This window comes from Rathayibacter sp. AY1B7 (assembly GCF_002932735.1).
In the GTDB taxonomy this organism is placed as follows: Bacteria; Actinomycetota; Actinomycetes; order Actinomycetales; family Microbacteriaceae; genus Rathayibacter.
Genome location: NZ_PSWK01000012.1, coordinates 46,847 through 66,979, shown reverse-complemented (window position 1 = coordinate 66,979; position 20,133 = coordinate 46,847). Strand labels below are relative to the sequence as shown.

Below are 20,133 nucleotides of genomic sequence, written 5' to 3'. Positions count from 1 at the left end.
CCTGGTGGCATGACCGTCTGGAGCCAGCTCGTCGGGCAGGAGCACGCCATCGGCGCCCTGCAGGACGCCTCGTCGCCCCGGGACGACCGTGGCCGGGAGTCGTCGTCGATGACGCACTCCTGGCTCATCACCGGCCCTCCCGGGTCCGGCCGCTCGAACCTCGCCTACGCGTTCGCCTCCGCACTGCTCTGCCGCCACGGCGGCTGCGGGGAGTGCCCCGACTGCCGCCAGGTCGCCGCCCGCTCCCATCCCGACCTCGCCGTGCTGACCACCGAGCGCGTGATCATCTCGATCGACGAGGTGCGGCGGCTGGTCAGCAGCTCGCAGTACTCGCCCTCGGTGTCGCGCTACCGCGTCATGGTCATCGAGGACGCCGACCGGATGAGCGAGCGCACGTCCAACGTGCTGCTGAAGGCGCTCGAAGAGCCGCCGGAGCGCACGGTCTGGATCCTGTGCGCCCCGAGCGAGGCCGATCTGCTCCCCACCATCCGCTCCCGCGTCCGCTCCGTGCGGCTCCGCGTGCCGAGCATCGAGGACGTCGCCGGTCTCCTCGAGCGCCGCGACGGGGTCGACCCCGAGACCGCCGAGCGCGCCGCCCGCCAGGCTCAGAGCCACATCGGGATGGCGCACCGCCTGGCGACCGACGCGAACGCGCGCGAGCGCCGTGAGGAGACGCTCCGCATCGCCCTGCGCCTCCGCGGCGTCTCGGACGCGGTGCTCGGCGCTGCGCGGATGATCGAGGTCGCGACCGAGGACGCCAAGGCGATCACGCTCGAGCGCGACGAGGCCGAGCGGCAGCAGGCGCTGCGCTCGCTCGGCGTCGAGCCCGGGGGCACCGTGCCCGCGCAGCTCCGCTCGCAGCTGCGGGCGCTCGAGGAGGATCAGAAGCGACGCGCGACGCGGAGCCTCCGCGACGGCCTCGACCGGATCCTCGTCGACCTGCTCTCCCTCTACCGCGACGTGGTGCGCCTCCAGCTCGGAGCGCCCGGCGGCGTCATCAACGAGGAGGTCCGGACCGAGATGACCGCGCTCGCCGACGCGACTCCGCCCGACCGCACGCTCGCCGTCCTCGACGCGATCGCGACCGCCCGGCAGCGGATCGACGCGAACGTCTCCCCGGTCCTCGCTCTCGAGGCGCTGCTCGTCGTCGCGGCGCGCCGCCCGGTGGCCGCGTGAGGCGGGGGCGCCGGTCGGCCGTCGTCGTCGCGCTCGCCGCGGCCGCGTCCCTCCTGACCGGCTGCTTCGCGCCCGGCCCGAGCGTCGACCGGACCTCCACCCCCTATCCGCAGACCGTCGACGACTCCCTGGAGCGCTACTACTCGCAGGTGCTGGTCTGGGACGACTGCGGCGACGGCGCTCTCTGCACCGACGCGACAGTCCCGCTCGACTGGGACGACCCCTCGGGGGAGACGGCGTCGATCGCCCTGGTGCGCCGACCCGCGACGAAGGGCCCGGCGATCGGGTCCCTGCTCGTGAATCCGGGCGGACCGGGAGCGTCGGGCGTCGACTTCGTCCGCGACAGCGCCGACTACGCGGTCGACTCCGCGCTCGCCGCCCGGTACGACGTCGTCGGCTTCGATCCGCGCGGAGTGGGCGCCTCCACCGCGGTCTCCTGCCTCGACGCCGCGGGCCTCGACTCCTACCTCTACGACATCACGCCCGGGGAGCGGGGCAGCGACGAGTGGGTCCAGGCGCAGCGCACGTCCGCCGCTGCGTTCGCCGCCGCCTGCCAGGAGCGCAGCGGGCCGCTGCTGCCCGAGGTCGGCACCCCGAGCGCCGCCCGTGATCTCGACGTGCTACGCGCGGCGCTCGGCGACGAGACGCTGCACTACCTCGGCTACTCCTACGGCACGTTCCTCGGAGCGACCTACGCCGGGCTGTTCCCGGACCGGGTCGGCCGCCTCGTCCTCGACGGCGCGATCGACCCGGCGGCCACCTCGTTCGACGTGGTGCGCGAGCAGGCGAAGGGGTTCGAGAGCGCACTGCGCGCCTACCTCTCCGACTGCCTCCGCTCGGACGACTGCCCGTTCACCGGCACCGTCGACGCGGGGATGGCCCAGCTGAAGCGCATGCTCGAGGACGTGGACGCCTCGCCGATCCGGGCCGCCGAAGGCCGTGAGCTCGGCGCGAGCACGCTGTTCACCGCGATCGTCTACCCGCTCTACGACGCCACGGCGTGGGGAGCGCTGAGCGAGATGCTGGCCGGCGTCCGCCGGGGCGACCCCGCGGTCGCGTTCCAGTACGCGGACGCCTACAACGGGCGCGACGCGGACGGCCGGTACGCGGACAACACCACCGAGGCGTTCCTCGCGATCAACTGCGTCGACTACTCTTACGACGCCGACACCGCCTCGATGCGCGCCGACGAGGCCGCTCTCGAGCAGGCCGCGCCGACGATCGGCCGCTACATGGCCTACGGCGACATCCTCTGCAGCGAGTGGCCGGCGGCGTTCGAGGGCTCCCGCGAGCCGATCACCGCGGAGGGCTCGGCGCCCATCCTGGTCGTGGGCACCACGAACGATCCCGCGACGCCCTACGTATGGGCGCAGGCGCTCGTGGGCGAGCTCTCCGCCGGTCACCTGGTCACCTACGACGGCGAGGGCCACACGGCCTACAACAAGTCGACGTCCTGCGTGAACGACGCGGTCGACGCGTACCTGCTCGAGGGGACCGTCCCGGAGGTGGATCCGCAGTGCTGACCGAGCAGGAGCGGTCCCGCGAGCAGCAGCCCGGGCTCCGCGAGCGCAAGCGCCTGGCCACGCGGCGGGCGATCGAGATCGCCGTCCTCCGCCTGGCGAGCGAGCGCGGGCCGGAGCGGGTGACCATCGACGACGTCTCGCGCGCCGCCGACGTCTCCACGCGCACCTTCTTCAACTACTTCGCCTCGAAGGAGGACGCGCTGGTCGGCGGGCTCCCGGTCATCGCCGACGAGACGGCGGCGGCGTTCGTCGCGGGCCGGGGCGCCGTGCTCGAGGACCTGCAGCGGGTCTTCGTCGCCGCGATGGAGGAGCCGCTCGAGGAGGATCGGGAGCTGCACGTCCTCCGCCGCGCGCTCTTCCGCGAGCACCCGCATCTGGTCGGTCTGAAGATCGCGGGCATGCGCGAGTTCGAGCTCGCGGTCGAGGGGCTCGTCGCCGAGCGTCTCGGCCAGGAGGACGACGACGCGGAGCGGGTGCGCAGCCGGGCGCGGATGCTGACGCTCCTCGGGCTCGCCGCCGTCCGCCACGCCTGGGCGGCCTGGGTCGATCACGACGGCCGGGAGGCCCTGCCCGGACGGATCGCCCGCTCCTTCGAGGAGCTCCGCTGCGCGCTCGCCTGAGCCGAGCGCAGCGGTAGCCGCCGCCGTCGCGGGGCCTCTGCTCGACCGCGCCGTCCTGATTCACGCCCGGGGGCGCGAGCAGGCTATGCTGTGTAATCGTGTCCGGGACTCAGGCCCCGCGTGCACGCCGCCTTAGCTCAGTCGGCAGAGCGTCTCACTCGTAATGAGAAGGTCGTGGGTTCGATTCCCACAGGCGGCTCCGTCTCCCGTCATCCTCGACGTCCAAGCCGGATCCATGAGTTCCCGGCCTCATCCTCGACGTCCAGGTCGCGTCGAACTCGCGTCGCTACCCTGTTGCGGATGACCGACACGCCTCCTCCCCGCCGTCGCCGCACCCTCGTGGTCGCTGCGGTGCTCGTGGCCGCCGTGCTCGGTGGCGGCGCCTTCGGCGTGGGGACGGCCCTCGGCAGCGCCGCGGAGCCCGGGGCGCTGCCCGTCGCCTCGACCCCGACCGCCACCGCGACTCCCACACCGACGCCGACGGCCACGGCGCGTCCCACCGCCGAAGCGGCGGCCGAGGCGCTCCGCACCTGCTCGGTGGCGGGGCTCGCCGCCGACCCGCGCCTGGGCTCGATGCAGGCGCGTGTGGTCGACGCCGCGACGGGCGAGGTCCTGTTCGACCGCGGGGGCGGGACCGCGTCCCGCACCGCCTCCGCCCTCAAGATCCTGACGGCCGCGTCGGCGCTCGCGGTCCTCGGCCCGGACACGCGCATCGCCACCACCGTGGTCCGGGGGAGCGAACCCGGGAGCGTCGTCCTCGTCGGCGGGGGAGACCTCACCCTGACCCGGCTCCCGACCGGCCGGGAGTCGACCTACGCCGGAGCGGCCCACCTCGACGACCTCGCGGCGCAGGTCGAGAGCGCCTGGGAGGCGGACCCCTCCACCGCCGGGACGCCGATCACGTCGCTGGTGCTCGACTCCTCCCTCTACTCGGGCGAGACCTGGCAGCCGAGCTGGAACCGCAAGGAGCAGGTCGACGGCTACATGCCCGAGATCACGGCGCTCCAGGTGGACGGCGATCGCGAGGACCCCACGGCCTCGACCTCCGAGCGCGGCACGGATCCGGTCGGCCGGGCCGGAGGGGCGTTCGCCGATGAGCTGGACGGCTCGCCCGTGGTCTCCACCGGGACGGCTCCCGCGGGCGCGGCGGTTCTCGGCACGGTGGAGTCGGCCCCGGTCGGCACGCTCGTGCAGCAGATGCTGCTCGTCTCCGACAATGCGATCGCCGAGATGCTCGCGCGACTCGTCGCGATCCGCACCGGCGCGGGCAGCGACTTCGCTGCCGAGCAGGCCGGTGTGCTGCAGGGGCTCGCCGGTTACGGCGTCGACACGTCCGGGATCGCGATCGTCGACGGCTCCGGCCTGAGCGACGACAACGCGGTCGCGCCGGCGTACTTCACCGAGCTGCTCCGGAAGGTGCAGGCCCGCGAGGGGCAGCTGGGGATCCTCCTGGACGGCCTGCCGGTGTCGGGCCGGACGGGCTCGCTCTCCTACTCCGACCGCTTCGCCGGCGACAACGCCGCGGCCGACGGCGCGGTGCGGGCGAAGACGGGCTGGATCGACACCGGCTACACCCTGGCCGGCGTGGTCACCGCGGCGGACGGCACCGAGCTGACCTTCGCGGTCTACGCTCTCGGCGACGTCTCCGACTCGGCGAAGACCGCGATCGACACTCTCGTGACGGGCGTCTACCGCTGCGGATCCTCGCTCTCCGACTCCTGACCCGGGCGGGTCGACCTCCCGCTCCTCCTCGCCACCTCCTCCCGGAAGGCCCACGATGACCACCGCACTCCTGATCGTCGACGTGCAGAACGACTTCACCGAGGGCGGCGCGCTCGCCGTCACAGGCGGCGCGGCCGTCGCCCAGGGCATCACCGCGCATCTGGCGGCGCACGCCGACCGGTACTCCGCGGTGCTGGCCTCCCGCGACTGGCACGAGGGCGACTCCGACAACGGCGGCCACTTCGCGGTGGAGCCGGACTTCGTCGACAGCTGGCCCGTCCACTGCGTCGCCGGCACGGACGGCGCGCGGTTCCACCCGGCCCTGGACACCGCTCGGATCGACGTGCAGATCCTCAAGGGGCAGGGCCGCCCCTCCTACTCGGCCTTCGAGGGCACGACGGAGGCGGGCGAGGAGCTCGGCGCCGTGCTCGCGGAGCGGGGCGTCACCGCGCTCGACGTCGTGGGACTCGCGACCGACCACTGCGTGCGCGCCTCGGCACTCGACGCGCGACGGGCGGGGCTCGAGGTCCGCGTGCTCGAGGACCTGGTCGCGGGCGTCTCCGAGGAGGCGAGTGCCGCGGCGTTGCGCGAGCTCACGGAGGCGGGAATCCGCGTCGAGCGGTCCGTCTGAGGGCTCGTCCCTCCACAGGGCTCAGGGAGGCGCAGGTCCTCGCGGCTCCCGGCGACACCGCCCCCGGAGCGATTGCCCGTCCTACACTGGGAGGACGAGAAGCTCCTCCTGGCGCGGTCTGCGCGCTCCGATCCGAAGAAGTGGTTCCCTCCTGTGACTGATTCCGTCGCGTCCCGCGCCGCCGAGACCGCTCTGCTCGCCCGCATCCCCACGCAGCTGCTGATCGGCGGTGAGTGGGTGGACGCCTCAGGCGGCGGCTCGATCGACGTCGAGGACCCGGCCACCGGAGCGGTCCTGGTCTCGATCGCCGACGCGACTCCGGAGGACGGGGTCCGGGCGCTCGACGCCGCCGTCGCCGCCGGTCCGTCGTGGGCCGCGACGGCGCCGCGGAAGCGGGGCGAGATCCTCCGGCGGGCGTTCGACCTCCTGCAGGAGCGCACCGAGGAGTTCGCGCTCCTGATGGCGCTCGAGATGGGCAAGCCGGTCGCGGAGGCGAGGGGCGAGGTCGTGTACGGCGGCGAATTCCTCCGCTGGTTCAGCGAGGAGGCGGTGCGCATCAGCGGACGCTACGGAGTCTCGCCCGAGGGCAGCGGCCGGATGATCGTCTCGCAGCACCCGGTGGGCACCTGCTACCTCATCACGCCCTGGAACTTCCCGCTCGCGATGGCGACGCGGAAGATCGCTCCGGCGCTGGCGGCGGGCTGCACCGTCGTCGTGAAGCCGGCCGAGCTCACTCCGCTCACCACGCTCGCCTTCGCGGCGCTGCTCGCCGAGGCGGGGCTCCCCGACGGCGTGCTCAACGTGGTCACCACGTCCTCGGCGGGAGCCGTGTCGGCTCCGATCCTGTCGGATCCCCGCCTGCGGAAGGTGTCCTTCACCGGCTCCACGCCCGTCGGGCGCACGCTGCTGAAGCAGGCCTCCGAGAACGTGCTGCGGACCTCGATGGAGCTGGGCGGCAACGCGCCCTTCGTCGTGTTCGAGGACGCCGACCTCGACCGGGCGGTCGAGGGCGCGATGCTCGCGAAGTTCCGCAACATCGGCCAGGCCTGCACGGCCGCCAACCGCTTCTTCGTGCACGAGTCGATCGCCGAGGAGTTCGCGGCGCGGATCGTGGGGCGCGTGCGCGCTCTGCGCGTCGGCCGCGGCACGGAGGACGGAGTGACCATCGGCCCGCTGATCGACGAGCGCGCGGTCGAGAAGGCGTCCGCGCTGGTGGAGGACGCCGTCTCCCGCGGCGCGCGCCTGCTCACCGGCGGCGATCGGATCGAGGGGGCGGGCCACTTCTACCGGCCGACCGTGCTCGCGGGGGTCGACCGGGAGAGCGAGATCCTGCGCACCGAGATCTTCGGCCCGGTCCTCGCGATCGTGCCGTTCACCGACGAGGACGACGCCGTCGCGCTCGCCAACGACACCGAGTACGGACTGGTGTCCTACGTCTTCACGCGCGACCTCGCCCGCGGTCAGCGGATGATCGAGCGGCTCGCCACCGGGATGATGGGCCTCAACGTCGGCGTGGTGTCGAACGCGGCGGCGCCCTTCGGCGGGGTGAAGCAGTCGGGCCTCGGCCGCGAGGGCGGACTCGAGGGGATCCACGAGTACCTCAGCACCAAGTACACGCTCACCCCCGACCCCTTCGCCTGATCCGGTGGAGCGGATCGAGGTCACCGCGCTCGACGACCCGCGGCTGCGCGACTACGCGCACGCGACCGACGTCGCGCTGAAGAACGCCCGCGGCCCGCACGGCCTGTACATCGCGGAGTCGGCGCTCGTGCTCGAGCGCGCGATCGCCGCCGGGCACCGGCCGCGCTCGGTGCTCGCCCTCGGCGGGTCGGCCGGTGAGGCCGAGCGCCTGGTCGGTCGCTTCGACGTCCCCGTCTTCACGGGCCCGGGTGAGCTCCTGGCCGAGCTCACCGGGTACACCCTGCACCGCGGCCTGATCGCGGCGCTGGACCGGCCCGTGCTGCCCGACCCGGCCGGCCTGCTCGCGGGAGCGCGCCGCGTCGTCGTGCTCGAGGACGTGGTCGACCCGACCAACGTCGGCGCGATCTTCCGCTCCGTCGGGGCCATCGGAGCCGATGCGGTGCTGGTGACGCAGCGCTGCTCCGATCCGTACTACCGCCGCGCCATCCGCGTGAGCATGGGAACGGTCCTCCAGGTGCCCTGGACGCGCGTCGGCGACTGGCCGTCGACGCAGCGGCTCCTGCACGGAGCTGGTTTCACGATCGCGGCGATGGCTCTGACCCCGGAGGCGGTGCCCCTGCGGGACTTCGCCGCCCGCGCTCCGGAGCGCGTCGCCCTCGTGCTCGGCACCGAGGGGCAGGGTCTCACCGCCGAAGCGCTCGCCGCCGCCGATGTCGCCGTCCAGATCCCGATGCGGCACGGGATCGACTCGCTCAACGTCGCTGCGGCGTCGGCGGTCGCGATGTGGGCGCTCGCCGAGCCCTCCTGAGAGGCGCGCCTGTGCCCCGTTGGGGGTGCCACTGAGACGTGAGAGCGCGCCCAGCGCTCGCCGGAAGCATCGACTGCGCTACCGTGGCCGCACTCCTGCCCGCAGCCGTCACGAACGAGGTCGTCCATGCTCCTGCGCACGACGCTCCGCCCGCCCGTCGCGCTGCTCGTCGGAGTCGCGCTCACACTGAGCCTCACCGCCTGCTCCGGTCCCGCCGCGGAGGTGCCGGACGGGTCCGTGCGCGACTCGGGCTCCGTCGCGACCGCCGCCCCGGCGCCCACCGGCACAGCCGATCCCGAGAGCGGCGCGCGCATGACCCGCCTGATCAGCGACTGCCTCGCCCGCTACGGCCTGAGCGACCGGCCGCCGCTCGCGGGCCCGCTCGCGGAGGAGGAGGTCCGCCTGGCGGCGCAGCGCGCCCGTGACGCCTACGACGCCACCCTGACCGACTGCTCGGCGCAGGCGCTCGCGTCCGGAGAGCCGAGCAGTGATCCGACGGGGGAGCCCGGCAGCGAGCCGACCGACGAGCCCGACGCCGACTCCACCCCCGCTCCGGCGGGCTGACCGTGCGACTCGAGGGGACGTCCGCGCTGATCGCGGGGGGAGCATCCGGACTGGGAGCCGCGACGGCGACGGCGCTCGACGCCGCAGGAGCGCACGTGGTCGTGCTCGACCTGCCGCACGCGGTGGAGGCCGCGCGTCTGCCCGCCTCCGTGCAGCTGATCGCCGGGGACGTCCTCGATCCGGACGCCGTCTCGCGCGCCGTGGCGGCGGCGGGGGAGCTGCGCGTCGCCGTGAGCTGTGCGGGCGTGGCCACACCCGGGCGGCTGCTCGGACGCGACGGGCCGCTGCCGCTCGAGCAGTTCGAGCGGGTGCTGCGGATCAACACGACCGGGACGCTCAACGTGCTGCGCCTCGCCGCGGCGTCGATCGCCGAGCGGGAGCCGGTCGACGGGGAGCGGGGAGTCCTCGTCACGACCGCCTCCGTCGCCGCCTTCGAGGGGCAGATCGGGCAGGCGGCCTACGCCGCGTCGAAGGGCGCCGTGGCGGCGATGACCCTGCCGCTCGCGCGCGAGCTCGCGGCCCGGCTCGTGCGCGTGGTGTCGATCGCACCGGGCACGTTCGACACGCCCCTGCTCGCCGGGCTGCCGGACAGGGCCCGCGAGGCGCTCGGCTCGGCGACGCCGCATCCGGCCCGCCTCGGACGCCCCGAGGAGTTCGCGGCCCTGGTGCGGCACATCGTCGAGAACCCCATGATCAACGGCGAGACCATCCGGCTCGACGGGGCCCTGCGGCTGCCGCCGCGCTGAGGGACGAGCGGGCGCAGGCTGCCGGGCGAGACGTGCGGGCGTCTCGACACGCCGCTGCGCGGCTGGTCGACCGGCATGAGGCGGCGGCGGTCGCGAGACGCCGCTGCGGCGTCCGTCAGACGAGCAGCTGGTGCTTGGCGAGGTCCCGGTAGAGCGGCGTCGACTCGACGAGCTCGGAGTGGGTGCCGACTCCCACGACCTCGCCCTTCTGCAGCACGACGATGCGGTCGGAGTCGACCACCGTCGACAGGCGGTGCGCGATCACCAGCAGGGTCCGGTTCTCGGCGACCGCGTCGATCGCCAGGCGCAGGCGCTGCTCGTTGAGTCCGTCGAGGCTCGACGTGGACTCGTCCAGCAGCAGGATCGGCGGGGCCGCCAGGAGCGCGCGGCCGATCGCGAGGCGCTGACGCTCGCCGCCCGAGAGCATCACTCCGCTCTCGCCCACCGGCGCGTGCAGGCCGAGCGGGTTGCGCTCGAGCACGTCGGTCAGGTTCACCGCCTCGAGCACCCGGAGGCAGTCGGCGTCGTCGGCGTCGGGGCGGCCGAGGACGAGGTTCTCGCGGATGGTGCCGGCCAGGACCGGGGCGTCCTGCTCGACGTAGCCGATCTGCGCGCGGAGCGCGTCGCGGTCGATGGCCGTGATATCGACACCGCCGAGTCGGACGACGCCGGCCTCCGGGTCGTAGAACCGCTCGATGAGGGCGAGGATCGTGCTTTTGCCCGCTCCCGACGGCCCGACCAGGGCGGTGCGCTTGCCGCGCGGCACGGTGAAGGAGACGCCGCGCAGGACGGTGCGGTCGCGCTCGTCCGCTACGGCCGCCGCGTCGGGCACGGCGCCCTCCTCGTAGGAGAACACCACGTCCTCGAAGGAGATGGCCTCCTCCGCCACGCCGGCGCCGAGGCCGCCCGCGGAGGCGTCGCCGTCGCCCTCGATCGGCAGATCGATGATCTCCTGGATGCGGCCGAGGGCGCCCAGCGCCGAGTTCACCGAGGTGATGGCGCCGATGAAGTTGCCGAGCGGCATCACCATCATGAAGAGGAAGAGGATGAACGAGACCAGCTGGGCGATGTCGATCGCGCCGGACGCGACGCGGTAACCGCCGACGCCGAGGACGGCGAGGAAGGCGACCTGCATGGCGATCCCCGCCACCGGCACCACGAGGGCCGAGACGTGCGCGACGCGGATCCCGAGGCGGTACGCCTCCGTCGCGTGCTGGTCGACGACCGCGATCTCGCGATCGGTGGCTCCGGCGGCACGGATCGTCCGGACGGCGCTGATGGCGCGCTCGACGGCCGCGGCCAGATCGCCGACCTTCTCCTGCGCCTTGCGGCTGGCGGTGCGGATGCCGCGGCCGAGGGTCAGCGCGAGCCCGAGGGCCACCGCCACCACCGCCACGATGATCAGCAGCAGCACCCAGTCGATGACGGCCATCGCGATGATCGCGCCGACGAAGACGAGGGAGCCCGCGATCGAGTCGACGAGCCCCTGGGTCAGCACCGCGCGCAGGAGCGTGGAGTCGGAGCCGACGCGCGAGACGAGGTCGCCGGTGCGGCGCGCGTCGAACTCCCGGATGGGGAGGCGCAGCAGCCGTGCGACGAGGCGGCGGCGGCTCGAGAGCACGATCCCCTCGCCGGTGCGCTGGAGCAGGTAGTGCGCGAAGCCCGAGATGAGCCCGGAGGCCACGACCAGGCCGACGAGGGCCCACACCAGCGGGCCGAGATCGAGACCGGACTGGACCCGGGTGATGACCTGGCCGACGAGCAGGGGCTGGCCGAGGCTCGCCGCCGCTCCGAACAGGCTGAGGACCACGACGACCGAGAGGATGCCGCGGTGCTCGAGCAGGTAGGGCACGAGCTGCGAGAAGGAGGCGCGGGGTCCGTCGTCGCGGGAGGGTCGTCGTCCGCCGCGCCGGGAGGTGGTGGTGCTCATCGCCGTCCATTCTGCCCCGTCGTCGCTGCGAGCAGGCCGCCAGAGGGCGGGCCCGGTGCTCAGGGAGGGAGCGGAGACGCGGACGGCCCGCCGGGGGATCCCGTCGGGCCGTCCTCTGCAGGGAGTCCTACGAGACGTTGTCGTGGTACGACGTGTTCTTCGTCTCCTTGGAGAGCAGGAGCGCGATCAGCGTCAGCACGGCCGCGGCGCTGAGGTAGAGGCCGACCAGCACGGTGCTGCCGCCCGCCGCCCTCCAGAGCGCGACCGCGATGATCGGCGCGAGGGCCGCTCCGAGGATCGATGCGAGGTTGTACGCCATCGCCGAGCCGGTGTAGCGGACGTTGGTCGGGAACAGCTCGGGGAGGACGGCGCCCATCGGGCCGAAGGTCAGGCCCATCAGCGTGAAGCCGAGGATCAGGACGGCCATGACGCCCGCGAAGCCGGCGCTGAACAGGGGCACGAAGAGCAGGCCGAACACGAGGATCGCCGCGGTCACCACGAGCAGCGTTCGCCGGCGGCCGAAGCGCTCCGCGAGCGGGCCGGAGACGAGCGTGAAGATCCCGAAGAACACCACGCCGACGATCAGCATGACGAGGAAGTCGTTGCGCGTGTAGCCGAGGCCCGGAACCGCGCCGTCGACGGGTGAGGTGCCGTAGGTCAGCGTGAACGTGGTCATCAGGTAGAAGAGCACGTAGGTCGCCAGCATGATGAAGGTGCCCAGGATGAGCGGGCGCCAGCTGGTGACGAAGACGCGGGCGAGGGGCAGCTTGGCGACCTCGCCCTTCTCGACGACCTTCTGGAACGCGGGCGTCTCGACGAGCTTGAACCGCACGTAGAGCCCGATGATCACGAGCACGGCGCTCGCCAGGAACGGCACGCGCCAGCCCCAGGCCGCGAACGTCTCGTCGCTCATCGTGCTCGCGAGCACCAGGAACAGGACGTTGGCGACGATGAAGCCGATCGGTGCGCCCAGCTGCGGGAAGGTGCCGTAGATGGCGCGCTTGCCGGCCGGTGCGTTCTCGGTCGCGAGCAGCGCGGCTCCGGACCACTCGCCGCCGAGGCCGAGGCCCTGGCAGAAGCGCATCACCACGAGCAGGAACGGAGCGAGGAACTCCCAGCCGGGCGTGAGCGCGGTGGGCAGGCAGCCGATCAGGAAGGTCGCGACGCCCATGGTGAGCAGTGAGGCGACGAGGGTGCCCTTGCGGCCGACGCGGTCGCCGAAGTGGCCGAAGATGATCGACCCGATCGGGCGCGCGATGAACGCGACGCCGAAGACGGCGAAGGAGGCGAGGAGGGCCGTGGCCGGGTCCTCGTTGACGAAGAAGAGCGACGGGAAGACCAGGACGGCGGCGGTCGCGTAGGCGTAGAAGTCGTAGAACTCGATCGAGGTGCCGATGAGGCTGGCGAGGATGACGCGGCCGCGGGAGTTCTGCGGGGCGGCTGCTGGCGCGTCGGAGACGGCGGGAGAAGACATGAGGGAGGGGCTCCGTGTGGACGGCGACTCCCCCTGAGCCGGCGGGGCGGGGCGTCGATCGGGCGTCGCGGACCGCTGGGGCGAGGGGGAGGAGAGAGGGGTCGCTCGTGACGACCCGACCACTTTACTCCGTGTTCTCCCAGGTTCGTGTGCGGGCGGCCCCAGGACGGGGGCCGCCCGCAGTGGTTCAGCTGCGCAGCGAGCGGAGGAGCAGAGCGGTCGAGACCGCCGCCTCGGCCGCCTCGCGCCCCTTGTCCTCCTTCGAGCCGGGAAGGCCCGCGCGATCGATGCCCTGCTGCTCGGTGTCGAGGGTGAGCACGCCGAAGCCGACCGGCTTGCCCGTCAGGATCGAGACGGTGGTGAGCCCGGAGGTGGCGGCGTCCGAGACGTACTCGAAGTGCGGGGTGCCGCCGCGGATGATCACGCCGAGGGCGACGACCGCGTCGGCCCCCGCCTCCAGGGCCGCCTTCGAGGCGACGGGCAGCTCGAACGAGCCGGGCACGCGCACGAGCGACCAGGATGCTCCGGCCTCGTCGAGGGCTCGGCTCGCTCCGGCGATCAGGCCGTCGCTGATCTGCTCGTGCCAGGTGCCCGCGATGACGACGACGCGCAGTCCCGCGCCGTCGAGAGGGGAGGTGGTGGGGGCGCCGCTACCGGCCATTGCTACTCCTTCGTGGTGGCGCCGGCGATCCCGGCGTCGAGGGCGAGGCCGGAGATCCCGGCGTCGAGGGGGTCGTGGTCGAGGACGCTGTCGAGGGTGTGGCCCATGCGGTCGCGCTTGGTCTCGAGGTAGCCCTCGTTGAAGGCGCCGACTCCGACGACGAGCGGCACGCGCTCGGCGACGACGATGCCGCGGTCGGTGAGCTGGCGGACCTTCTCGGGGTTGTTGGTGAGCAGGCGCACCTCGGTGAGGCCGAGGTCCTCGAGGATCCCGACCGCCGCTCCGTAGTCCCGCGCGTCGGCGGGGAGCCCGAGGGCGAGGTTCGCGTCGAGGGTGTCGAGTCCGTCCTCCTGCAGGCGGTAAGCGCGCAGCTTGTTGATCAGGCCGATGCCCCGGCCCTCGTGCCCGCGGAGGTAGACGACGACGCCGCCGTCCCGCTGGATCGTGTCGAGGGCGGCGTCGAGCTGGGGTCCGCACTCGCACTTCAGCGAGCCGAACGCCTCGCCGGTCAGGCACTCGGAGTGCACGCGCACCAGTGCGGGCCGCCCCGCGGCGACCTCTCCCGCGAGGATCGCGACGTGATCCGCTCCGGTCTGCCGGTCGCGGTAGGCGCGGATGCGGAACGGGCCGTGGGTGGTCGGCACCGTGGTCTCGACCTCGAAGCTCACCCGCGCGCTCTCCGGGACCGCGACCGTGACGGGCACCTCCGCGTCGCAGTGGAACTCCTGCAGGTACGCGATGAGGGCCGCGACCGTGGTCACCGGCACGCCCTCGCGCTCGCCGAGAGCGATCAGCCCGGGCAGCCGCATCATCTCGCCGTCCTCGGCGACGATCTCGGAGATCGCGCCCACGGGGTACAGGCCGGCGAGCTTCATCAGGTCGACCGCCGCCTCCGTGTGCCCGTCTCGCTCGCGCACGCCGCCGTCGACGGCGCGCAGCGGCAGGATGTGGCCGGGGCGGTTCAGGCGGGACGGGGTCGCCTCGGGGTCGGCCAGCACGCGGAGGGTGTGCGCGCGGTCGGAGGCGCTGATGCCGGTGGAGAGCCGGTCGGCCGCGTCGACGGACAGCGTGTAGGCGGTGCCGCGCGGGTCCTCGTTCTCGACCACCATCAGCGGCAGGGCGAGGCGGTCGGCGATCTCGTTGGTCATCGGCGCGCAGATGAACCCGGAGGAGTGGCGGACCATCCAGGCGATCGTCTCCTGGCTGGCGAGCTGGGCCGAGACGATGACGTCGCCCTCGTTCTCGCGGCCCTCGTCGTCCGCGACGATGATCGGGCGCCCGGCGCGCAGCGCCTCGACGGCCTCGGGGATGGTGGCGAGGCTCATGAGCGGGCCTCCGCGATCGAGCGCAGCGCGAGCATCCGCTCGACGTGGCGGGCCAGGACGTCGGTCTCGATGTTGACCTGATCGCCGATCGCGCGCGCGCCCAGCGTGGTGACGGCGAGCGTCTCGGGGATCAGCGAGACCTCGAACCACTGCTCCGGGTCGGCGGCGGGGCTGATCGCCGAGACGGTCAGCGAGACGCCGTCGACCGCGATCGAGCCCTTGTCGACGACGAGCGGAGCGATGCCGGTCGGCAGCGAGAACCGCAGCACCCGCCAGGCCTCGCCCGGTGCGATCGCGAGCAGCGTCGCCGTGCCGTCGATGTGGCCCTGGACGATGTGGCCGCCGAGCCGGTCGCCCACCAGCGCGGCGCGCTCGAGGTTCACGGGGTCGCCGACGCCCACGGTGTCGAGGGTCGACATCCGCAGGGTCTGCGCCATGACGTCGGCGGTGAAGCCCTGGTCGGTGTGCTCGACCACGGTGAGGCAGACGCCCGAGACCGCGATCGAGTCGCCGTGCCGCACGCCCTCGACGGCGAGGGGCCCGCGGATGCTGAGGCGGATCGCGTCGGCGCCCGCCTCGACGGCGGTCACGACGCCCTTCTCCTCGATGATTCCAGTGAACATCAGTGGGTCTCCATCTGCAGGGCGTGGGGGAGGCGGGCCGGGGTGCCGGCACCGCCCGCGGGGAGGACGTCGGGGCGCGCGGTCACGAGGAGGTCGTCGCCGAGGATCTCGACCGAGCGGAGGGAGAGGCGCCGGGCCCCGCCGATGCTCTCCACGCCGAGGTCGCCGAGCGCGAGGCGGGGGCCGCCGAGGAGCGCGGGCGCGAGGAACACGAGGTACTCGTCGACCAGTCCGTCGGCGACGAGCGCGGAGGCGAGTGTCGGTCCGGCCTCGACGTAGACGCTGCGGATCTCGGCGGAGTAGAGGTGCGCGAGGACCGCGGCGAGGTCGCGGGTGCGCTCGACCACGACGGCGCGGGGGTGCTCGTGCAGGCGGGCGCCCGGCGGCACGGGGCGCGTGCCGACGACGACGGGCACCGGCTGGTGGGCGAGGAGCTCGCCTCCGTCGCCGCGGGCGGTGAGCGCGGGATCGTCGGCGAGGACGGTCCCGGTGCCGACGAGGATCGCGTCGTGCGCGGCACGCTGCTCGTGCACGCGCTGCCGGGCCGCCGCTCCGGTGATCCAGCGGCTGCTGCCGTCCGCCGCCGCGGTGCGGCCGTCGAGGGTCGAGGCCCACTTGAGCGTGACGAAGGGGCGGTGCAGGCGGGTCGCGGTGAGCCACGGGTGGAGGAACTGCTCTCCCTCCTCGGCGAGCACGCCCTCGATCACCTCGACGCCGGCCTCGCGGAGGGTGCGACCGCCGCCGGCCGAGCGCTCGCCCGGGTCCGGCACGGCGTAGACGACGCGGGAGACGCCCGCCTCGATCAGGGCGCGGCTGCAGGGACCCGTGCGCCCGGTGTGGTCGCACGGCTCGAGCGAGACGACGGCCGTCGCGCCCTCGGCGGCGCCCGCCGCGACGTGCGACAGGGCGTCGACCTCGGCGTGCGCGGTGCCGGCTCCGTGGTGCCAGCCCTCGCCGAGGACGGTGCCGTCGGGCGCGAGGATCACGCAGCCCACGCGCGGGTTGGGTCCGCGGGCGGGCCCGCGCTCGGCGAGCGCCAGCGCCCGGCGCATCGCGTGCTCGTAGTCGATCGTCATTCCCGGTTCTTCCGTTCGTCGCCGAACTCCGGGGTCTCGATCGACGGTGCGCGGGCACCGTCGCTCAGCATCGCGCGGTGATGCGCGACGCTCGTGCTGCCTCTCCTCCGGACTTTCACCGTCGGTCCTGGAGTTCCACCAGGTCAACCGCCGCCCCTCTCGAGGGGCTGCGGCTCGCGGACTGTGACCGCCGGTTCGGAATTCCCACCGACCCCGGAGCACGTGCTGTCCGGTCAGCCTACCCACCCGCCGCCCGGCGGGAGCCTCCGCGCGTCACACTCCCGGCGCACGGTCGGCTGGCGCGGGGCGGGCGGCGCTCGGAAGCAGGGGCCGGGTCGCGCTCGTCGAGTCCCGCGCGGCGGAGGACGCCCGGCTCAGTGCCGGTGCTCGTCCACCCAGCGCGGGAAGGGGTCCGCGTACTCCGCCCAGGCGGCGGGGCCGGCCAGCAGCTCCTCGGAAGTGAGCAGGCAGCTCTGCAGGACGGCGGTCAGCCTCCCGGTGTCCAGGCCCGTCCCGAAGAAGGCGAGCTCCTGGCCGAGAGGCGCGTCCTCGTCCCAGCTGAGCAGGCTGGTCGGGTCCAGCGTCAGCACGTCGCCGGCGACCGACCACGAGCCGACCCGGTCGGCGCGCGTCGCCAGGCGCACCAGGCCGCGGGAGCGGAGGATGCGGCCCACCTTCTCCGCCACCAGCTCCCCGTGGACCGCCGTGCTCAGGCGGCCGGGGTGGAAGGGCAGCGGATCGCGGAACACGAACTCCTCGACGGTCGTGCCCGAGGCGCGGCGCCGCGAGGTCCCGTTGAGGGCGCACTGCCAGCCCATCGAGGAGGCGATCGCGTGCGCGCGCCGGGGGTGGAGCCTCCGTGGCGCCGCCGGGAGATCGCCGGCGGGGAGGAGATCGGCGGTGGGGGCGAGTGCTCGCAGGAGGTCGCGGACGAGTGCGGTCCGCTCGGGGTCGCTCTCGGAGTGGGGCTCGGCGAGCGCGATGAGGCTCGAGAACTCCAGGCGGGCGGCGAGGCGCTCCGCCGAGTCGGACGAGGGGCCCGCGCCGCCGCAGAGCACGCGTAGGATCTCCTCCGTCGACGTCACGGCGACCACGTCGAGGATCGCGATGCGGGTGTCGGCCGGATGCCGCTGCGCGCAGAGGTGCTCGAGGACGAGTCCGATCTCGAGCGGGTCCGCCTCGGCGTCGAGGGCGACGACGGTGTGACCGCGGTGACCGTCGTCGGCGTCGGCGGCGAGGCGCCGGTGCAGCTCCTCCGCGAAGGCGGGGCCGTCGGCGCCGGGCAGGTCGACCTCGAGGTCGATCCGGGACTCGGGCCTGCCGGCGAGGAGCGCGGCGGTCCGCGCGGCGTCGTGGGGCTCGGTCGCGCTCACGAGGGTGACGGCGAGTGCGGGGGGTGCGGGGTGGCGGGGATCCATGAGCCGCTACTCTATCGATAACAGTTCTCATTAACGACAGGAGCATCCGTGAAGGTCCGCAACTCCCTCAGGTCGATGAAGGCGCAGCCCGGCTCGCAGGTGGTCCGCCGCCGGGGCCGCGTCTTCGTGATCAACAAGCTGAACCCGCGCTTCAAGGCCCGTCAGGGCTGAGTGCCGACGGGAGGGTGCGAGCCCTCCCGTCGCGCACGGCCTCAGTGCTCGTCGTAGTGGCCGGCGTGAGCGGCGTGCTTGTGGCCGTCGTGGACGAAGTCCACGTGGTCGTCGTGCTGCACGGTCTCGTGGCCGCAGGCGTCGCCGTGCTCGTGGTCGGCGGTCGAGTGCTCGGCCTCCGACTCGTGCTCGTCGTAGTGGTCGCCGTGCAGGGCGTGGTGGTGCGTGCCGTGGACGTAGTCGACGTGGTCCTCGTGCTGCACGGCCGGGTGGCCGCAGCCCTCGCCGTGCTCGTGCTCGGTGACGGGGTGCTCGGCGTGGAGATCGATGGTGCTCATGGTGCTGCCTTTCCGGATGCGGGGGCCGCGGACGCGACGGGCTCCAGTCGACCAGATCCATAAACGCATTGCAATGGATGCGCCTAATCGAGAGCGATCATCGTTCCCGACAGGGACGGAGGTCACCCCTCCAGGGCGTGCCGGACAGCGTCGTCGACGATGTGCGTGACGTGGGTGTCGGCGACGGAGTAGTGCGCCTCGCGGCCCACGCGCTCGACCGCGACCAGCCCGGCGGTGCGGAGCATCCGCAGGTGCTGCGAGACCAGCGGCTGCGAGAGCCCGGTCACCTCGGCCAGCCGCCCGACCGTCGACGTCTCCTCGGCGAGGGCCCGGAGCAGGCGCAGCCGGGAGGAGGAGGACAGCACCTTGAAGAGCTCGGCGGCGGGTTCGAGGTCCTCGGTCATCTGCTCATGTAAGCAGAGGTGCATGCGCCGTGTCCGCGCGGCGCCCCGCGCGCCTCCGGCTACCCTCGGTGCGATGGACGAGGACAGGTACGGGCAGGACGTGCTCGCCGGCGACTGGCGCGCCCGCGGCAGGGTCGAGGTGGCGGTGGTCGAGGCCGAGCGCGATCTGGTGGTCGAGGAGGTCGCCTCCGGCTTCGTGGGTGCCGTGCTCGGCGTGGAGCTGCGGATGGTGCGGCTGGAGGACCGGTTCGGCAAGGTCCGCGTGTTCCCGCTGGGGCCCGGGTTCCTCCTCGAGGGGAAGCCCGTGTCGCTGAAGGCGCCCGGGCTGAAGCGCGACGCCGGCCTCGGTCGCGCGCGCTCCGCCTCCGGCTCCTTCCACGTCGCCGACGCGAAGGCGCGGGTCGCCCTGCCCAGCCGCATCTACGTCGAGGGCCGGCACGACGCCGAGCTGGTCGAGAAGGTCTGGGGCCACGACCTGCGGGTCGAGGGCGTCGTCGTCGAGTACATCGAGGGCGTCGACAACCTCGATGAGCTGGTGCGAGAGTTCCGGCCCGGTCCGGGCCGCCGCATCGGCGTGCTCGTCGACCACCTGGTGCGCGGCTCGAAGGAGTCGCGGATCGCCGAGCAGGTCGCCGCCGGTCCGCACGGCGCCCACGTCCTCGTCGTCGGCCACCCCTACATCGACGTCTGGCAGGCCGTGAAGCCCGGCCGGATCGGCCTGGAGCGCTGGCCCGAGATCCCTCGCGGAACCGAGTGGAAGCACGGGATCTGCGAGGCGCTCGGCTGGCCGCACGAGGAGCAGGCCGACATCGCGCGCGCCTGGCAGCGCATCCTCGGCCGGGTGCGCACCTTCCAGGACCTGGAGCCGGCGCTGCTGGGCCGGGTCGAGCAGCTCATCGACTTCGTGACGGAGCCCGCATGACCCGGCACGCGGGGCTCGGCCTCGCACTCGACGCCGTGCTCGTCCTGGTCTTCGTGCTGATCGGCCGCGGGAGCCACGACGAGGGGTCGGCGCTGATCGGCCTGCTCACCACGCTCTGGCCGTTCCTGGCGGCGCTCCTGCTCGGCTGGGTCGTCACGCGCTCGTGGCGCTCCCCGGACCGGATCGTGCCCGCCGGGCTCGTCGTCTGGGCCGTGACCGTCGCGGGCGGGATGCTCCTGCGGATCGCCTCCGGGCAGGGCGTGCAGTGGAGCTTCGTGATCGTGACGGCCGTCGTGCTGGCCGTGTTCCTCCTCGGCCGCCGCGCTCTGACGCGGCTGATCGCCCGCCGGCGCTAGGCGG

General features: G+C 73.5%; 21 protein-coding genes, 1 tRNA gene and 1 riboswitch. Of the genes, 13 read left to right on the top strand and 9 right to left on the bottom strand.

Annotated features, from left to right (window positions below; all coding sequences use genetic code 11):
* Positions 1 to 9 precede the first annotated feature (9 nt).
* From C5C95_RS08555 to C5C95_RS08510, 10 genes are all read left to right on the top strand, one after another.
* Complete coding sequence (locus C5C95_RS08555; RefSeq protein WP_104324232.1) at positions 10 to 1,176, top strand: DNA polymerase III subunit delta'; 1,167 nt, start codon at positions 10 to 12, stop codon at positions 1,174 to 1,176.
* Complete coding sequence (locus C5C95_RS08550; RefSeq protein WP_104324231.1) at positions 1,173 to 2,699, top strand: alpha/beta hydrolase; 1,527 nt, start codon at positions 1,173 to 1,175, stop codon at positions 2,697 to 2,699. Before C5C95_RS08555 ends, C5C95_RS08550 begins: the two co-directional genes overlap by 4 nt.
* Positions 2,693 to 3,319, top strand: coding sequence for a TetR/AcrR family transcriptional regulator (locus C5C95_RS17425; protein WP_181125615.1), 627 nt, complete (start codon positions 2,693 to 2,695; stop codon positions 3,317 to 3,319). The genes C5C95_RS08550 and C5C95_RS17425 overlap by 7 nt, the downstream gene beginning before the upstream one ends.
* A 126-nt stretch (positions 3,320 to 3,445) precedes the next feature.
* Positions 3,446 to 3,518, top strand: a tRNA-Thr gene (locus C5C95_RS08540).
* Positions 3,519 to 3,619: 101 nt separating this feature from the next.
* Positions 3,620 to 5,041, top strand: a complete 1,422-nt coding sequence (gene dacB, locus C5C95_RS08535; protein ID WP_104324230.1) for a D-alanyl-D-alanine carboxypeptidase/D-alanyl-D-alanine-endopeptidase — start codon at positions 3,620 to 3,622, stop codon at positions 5,039 to 5,041.
* 55 nt (positions 5,042 to 5,096) lie between these two features.
* Positions 5,097 to 5,672, top strand: coding sequence for a nicotinamidase (locus C5C95_RS08530; protein WP_104233726.1), 576 nt, complete (start codon positions 5,097 to 5,099; stop codon positions 5,670 to 5,672).
* Positions 5,673 to 5,825: 153 nt separating this feature from the next.
* A complete protein-coding gene (locus tag C5C95_RS08525; RefSeq protein ID WP_104222211.1) occupies positions 5,826 to 7,313 on the top strand; it encodes an NAD-dependent succinate-semialdehyde dehydrogenase in 1,488 nt (495 codons plus the stop codon).
* 4 nt (positions 7,314 to 7,317) lie between these two features.
* Positions 7,318 to 8,121, top strand: coding sequence for an RNA methyltransferase (locus C5C95_RS08520; RefSeq protein ID WP_104324229.1), 804 nt, complete (start codon positions 7,318 to 7,320; stop codon positions 8,119 to 8,121).
* Between the two features lie 126 nt (positions 8,122 to 8,247).
* Positions 8,248 to 8,685, top strand: a complete 438-nt coding sequence (locus C5C95_RS08515) for a hypothetical protein (RefSeq protein WP_104324228.1) — start codon at positions 8,248 to 8,250, stop codon at positions 8,683 to 8,685.
* 2 nt (positions 8,686 to 8,687) lie between these two features.
* Positions 8,688 to 9,431, top strand: a complete 744-nt coding sequence (locus C5C95_RS08510; RefSeq protein WP_104324227.1) for an SDR family NAD(P)-dependent oxidoreductase — start codon at positions 8,688 to 8,690, stop codon at positions 9,429 to 9,431.
* A gap of 115 nt (positions 9,432 to 9,546) precedes the next feature.
* On the opposite strand, the gene C5C95_RS08505 is transcribed toward C5C95_RS08510, so the two are convergent.
* From C5C95_RS08505 to C5C95_RS08475, 7 genes are all read right to left on the bottom strand, one after another.
* Positions 9,547 to 11,361, bottom strand: a complete 1,815-nt coding sequence (locus C5C95_RS08505; protein ID WP_104233721.1) for an ABC transporter ATP-binding protein — start codon at positions 11,359 to 11,361, stop codon at positions 9,547 to 9,549.
* A 127-nt stretch (positions 11,362 to 11,488) separates the two neighbouring features.
* On the bottom strand, positions 11,489 to 12,835 hold the full coding sequence (locus tag C5C95_RS08500; protein ID WP_104324226.1) for an MFS transporter: 1,347 nt from the start codon (positions 12,833 to 12,835) through the stop codon (positions 11,489 to 11,491).
* 187 nt (positions 12,836 to 13,022) lie between these two features.
* Positions 13,023 to 13,496 (bottom strand): 6,7-dimethyl-8-ribityllumazine synthase, encoded by a 474-nt coding sequence (gene ribH / locus C5C95_RS08495; RefSeq protein ID WP_104250609.1) that lies wholly within the window; start codon positions 13,494 to 13,496, stop codon positions 13,023 to 13,025.
* Positions 13,497 to 13,498: 2 nt separating this feature from the next.
* Complete coding sequence (ribA, locus tag C5C95_RS08490; protein ID WP_104222225.1) at positions 13,499 to 14,821, bottom strand: GTP cyclohydrolase II; 1,323 nt, start codon at positions 14,819 to 14,821, stop codon at positions 13,499 to 13,501.
* Positions 14,818 to 15,444: a riboflavin synthase gene (locus tag C5C95_RS08485; protein WP_104324225.1), complete on the bottom strand. Its 627-nt coding sequence runs from the start codon at positions 15,442 to 15,444 to the stop codon at positions 14,818 to 14,820. The genes ribA and C5C95_RS08485 overlap by 4 nt, the downstream gene beginning before the upstream one ends.
* A complete protein-coding gene (gene ribD, locus C5C95_RS08480) occupies positions 15,444 to 16,520 on the bottom strand; it encodes a bifunctional diaminohydroxyphosphoribosylaminopyrimidine deaminase/5-amino-6-(5-phosphoribosylamino)uracil reductase RibD (protein ID WP_258063655.1) in 1,077 nt (358 codons plus the stop codon). Before ribD ends, C5C95_RS08485 begins: the two co-directional genes overlap by 1 nt.
* Positions 16,521 to 16,611: 91 nt before the next feature.
* Positions 16,612 to 16,744: riboswitch (FMN riboswitch) on the bottom strand.
* Positions 16,745 to 16,894: 150 nt separating this feature from the next.
* Entirely contained in the window at positions 16,895 to 17,938 is a 1,044-nt protein-coding gene (locus C5C95_RS08475; protein ID WP_104324224.1) for a GTP-binding protein, read from the bottom strand.
* Between the two features lie 48 nt (positions 17,939 to 17,986).
* On the opposite strand from C5C95_RS08475, the gene ykgO reads away from it, so the two are divergent.
* A complete protein-coding gene (gene ykgO, locus C5C95_RS08470) occupies positions 17,987 to 18,109 on the top strand; it encodes a type B 50S ribosomal protein L36 (RefSeq protein ID WP_104226896.1) in 123 nt (40 codons plus the stop codon).
* A gap of 41 nt (positions 18,110 to 18,150) precedes the next feature.
* On the opposite strand, the gene C5C95_RS17815 is transcribed toward ykgO, so the two are convergent.
* Together C5C95_RS17815 and C5C95_RS08460 are read right to left on the bottom strand one after the other, a co-directional pair.
* Positions 18,151 to 18,447, bottom strand: coding sequence for a hypothetical protein (locus C5C95_RS17815; RefSeq protein ID WP_104324223.1), 297 nt, complete (start codon positions 18,445 to 18,447; stop codon positions 18,151 to 18,153).
* A 122-nt stretch (positions 18,448 to 18,569) separates the two neighbouring features.
* The gene (locus tag C5C95_RS08460) at positions 18,570 to 18,851 is read right to left on the bottom strand and encodes a helix-turn-helix transcriptional regulator (RefSeq protein WP_104222235.1); all 282 of its coding nucleotides are present in this window, start codon (positions 18,849 to 18,851) and stop codon (positions 18,570 to 18,572) included.
* A gap of 73 nt (positions 18,852 to 18,924) precedes the next feature.
* Between C5C95_RS08460 and C5C95_RS08455 the strand changes: the two genes are divergently transcribed.
* Both C5C95_RS08455 and C5C95_RS08450 read left to right on the top strand, forming a co-directional pair.
* On the top strand, positions 18,925 to 19,773 hold the full coding sequence (locus C5C95_RS08455) for a DUF3097 domain-containing protein (RefSeq protein ID WP_104226898.1): 849 nt from the start codon (positions 18,925 to 18,927) through the stop codon (positions 19,771 to 19,773).
* A complete protein-coding gene (locus tag C5C95_RS08450) occupies positions 19,770 to 20,129 on the top strand; it encodes a DUF3054 domain-containing protein (RefSeq protein WP_104233715.1) in 360 nt (119 codons plus the stop codon). Before C5C95_RS08455 ends, C5C95_RS08450 begins: the two co-directional genes overlap by 4 nt.
* Positions 20,130 to 20,133: the final 4 nt, after the last annotated feature.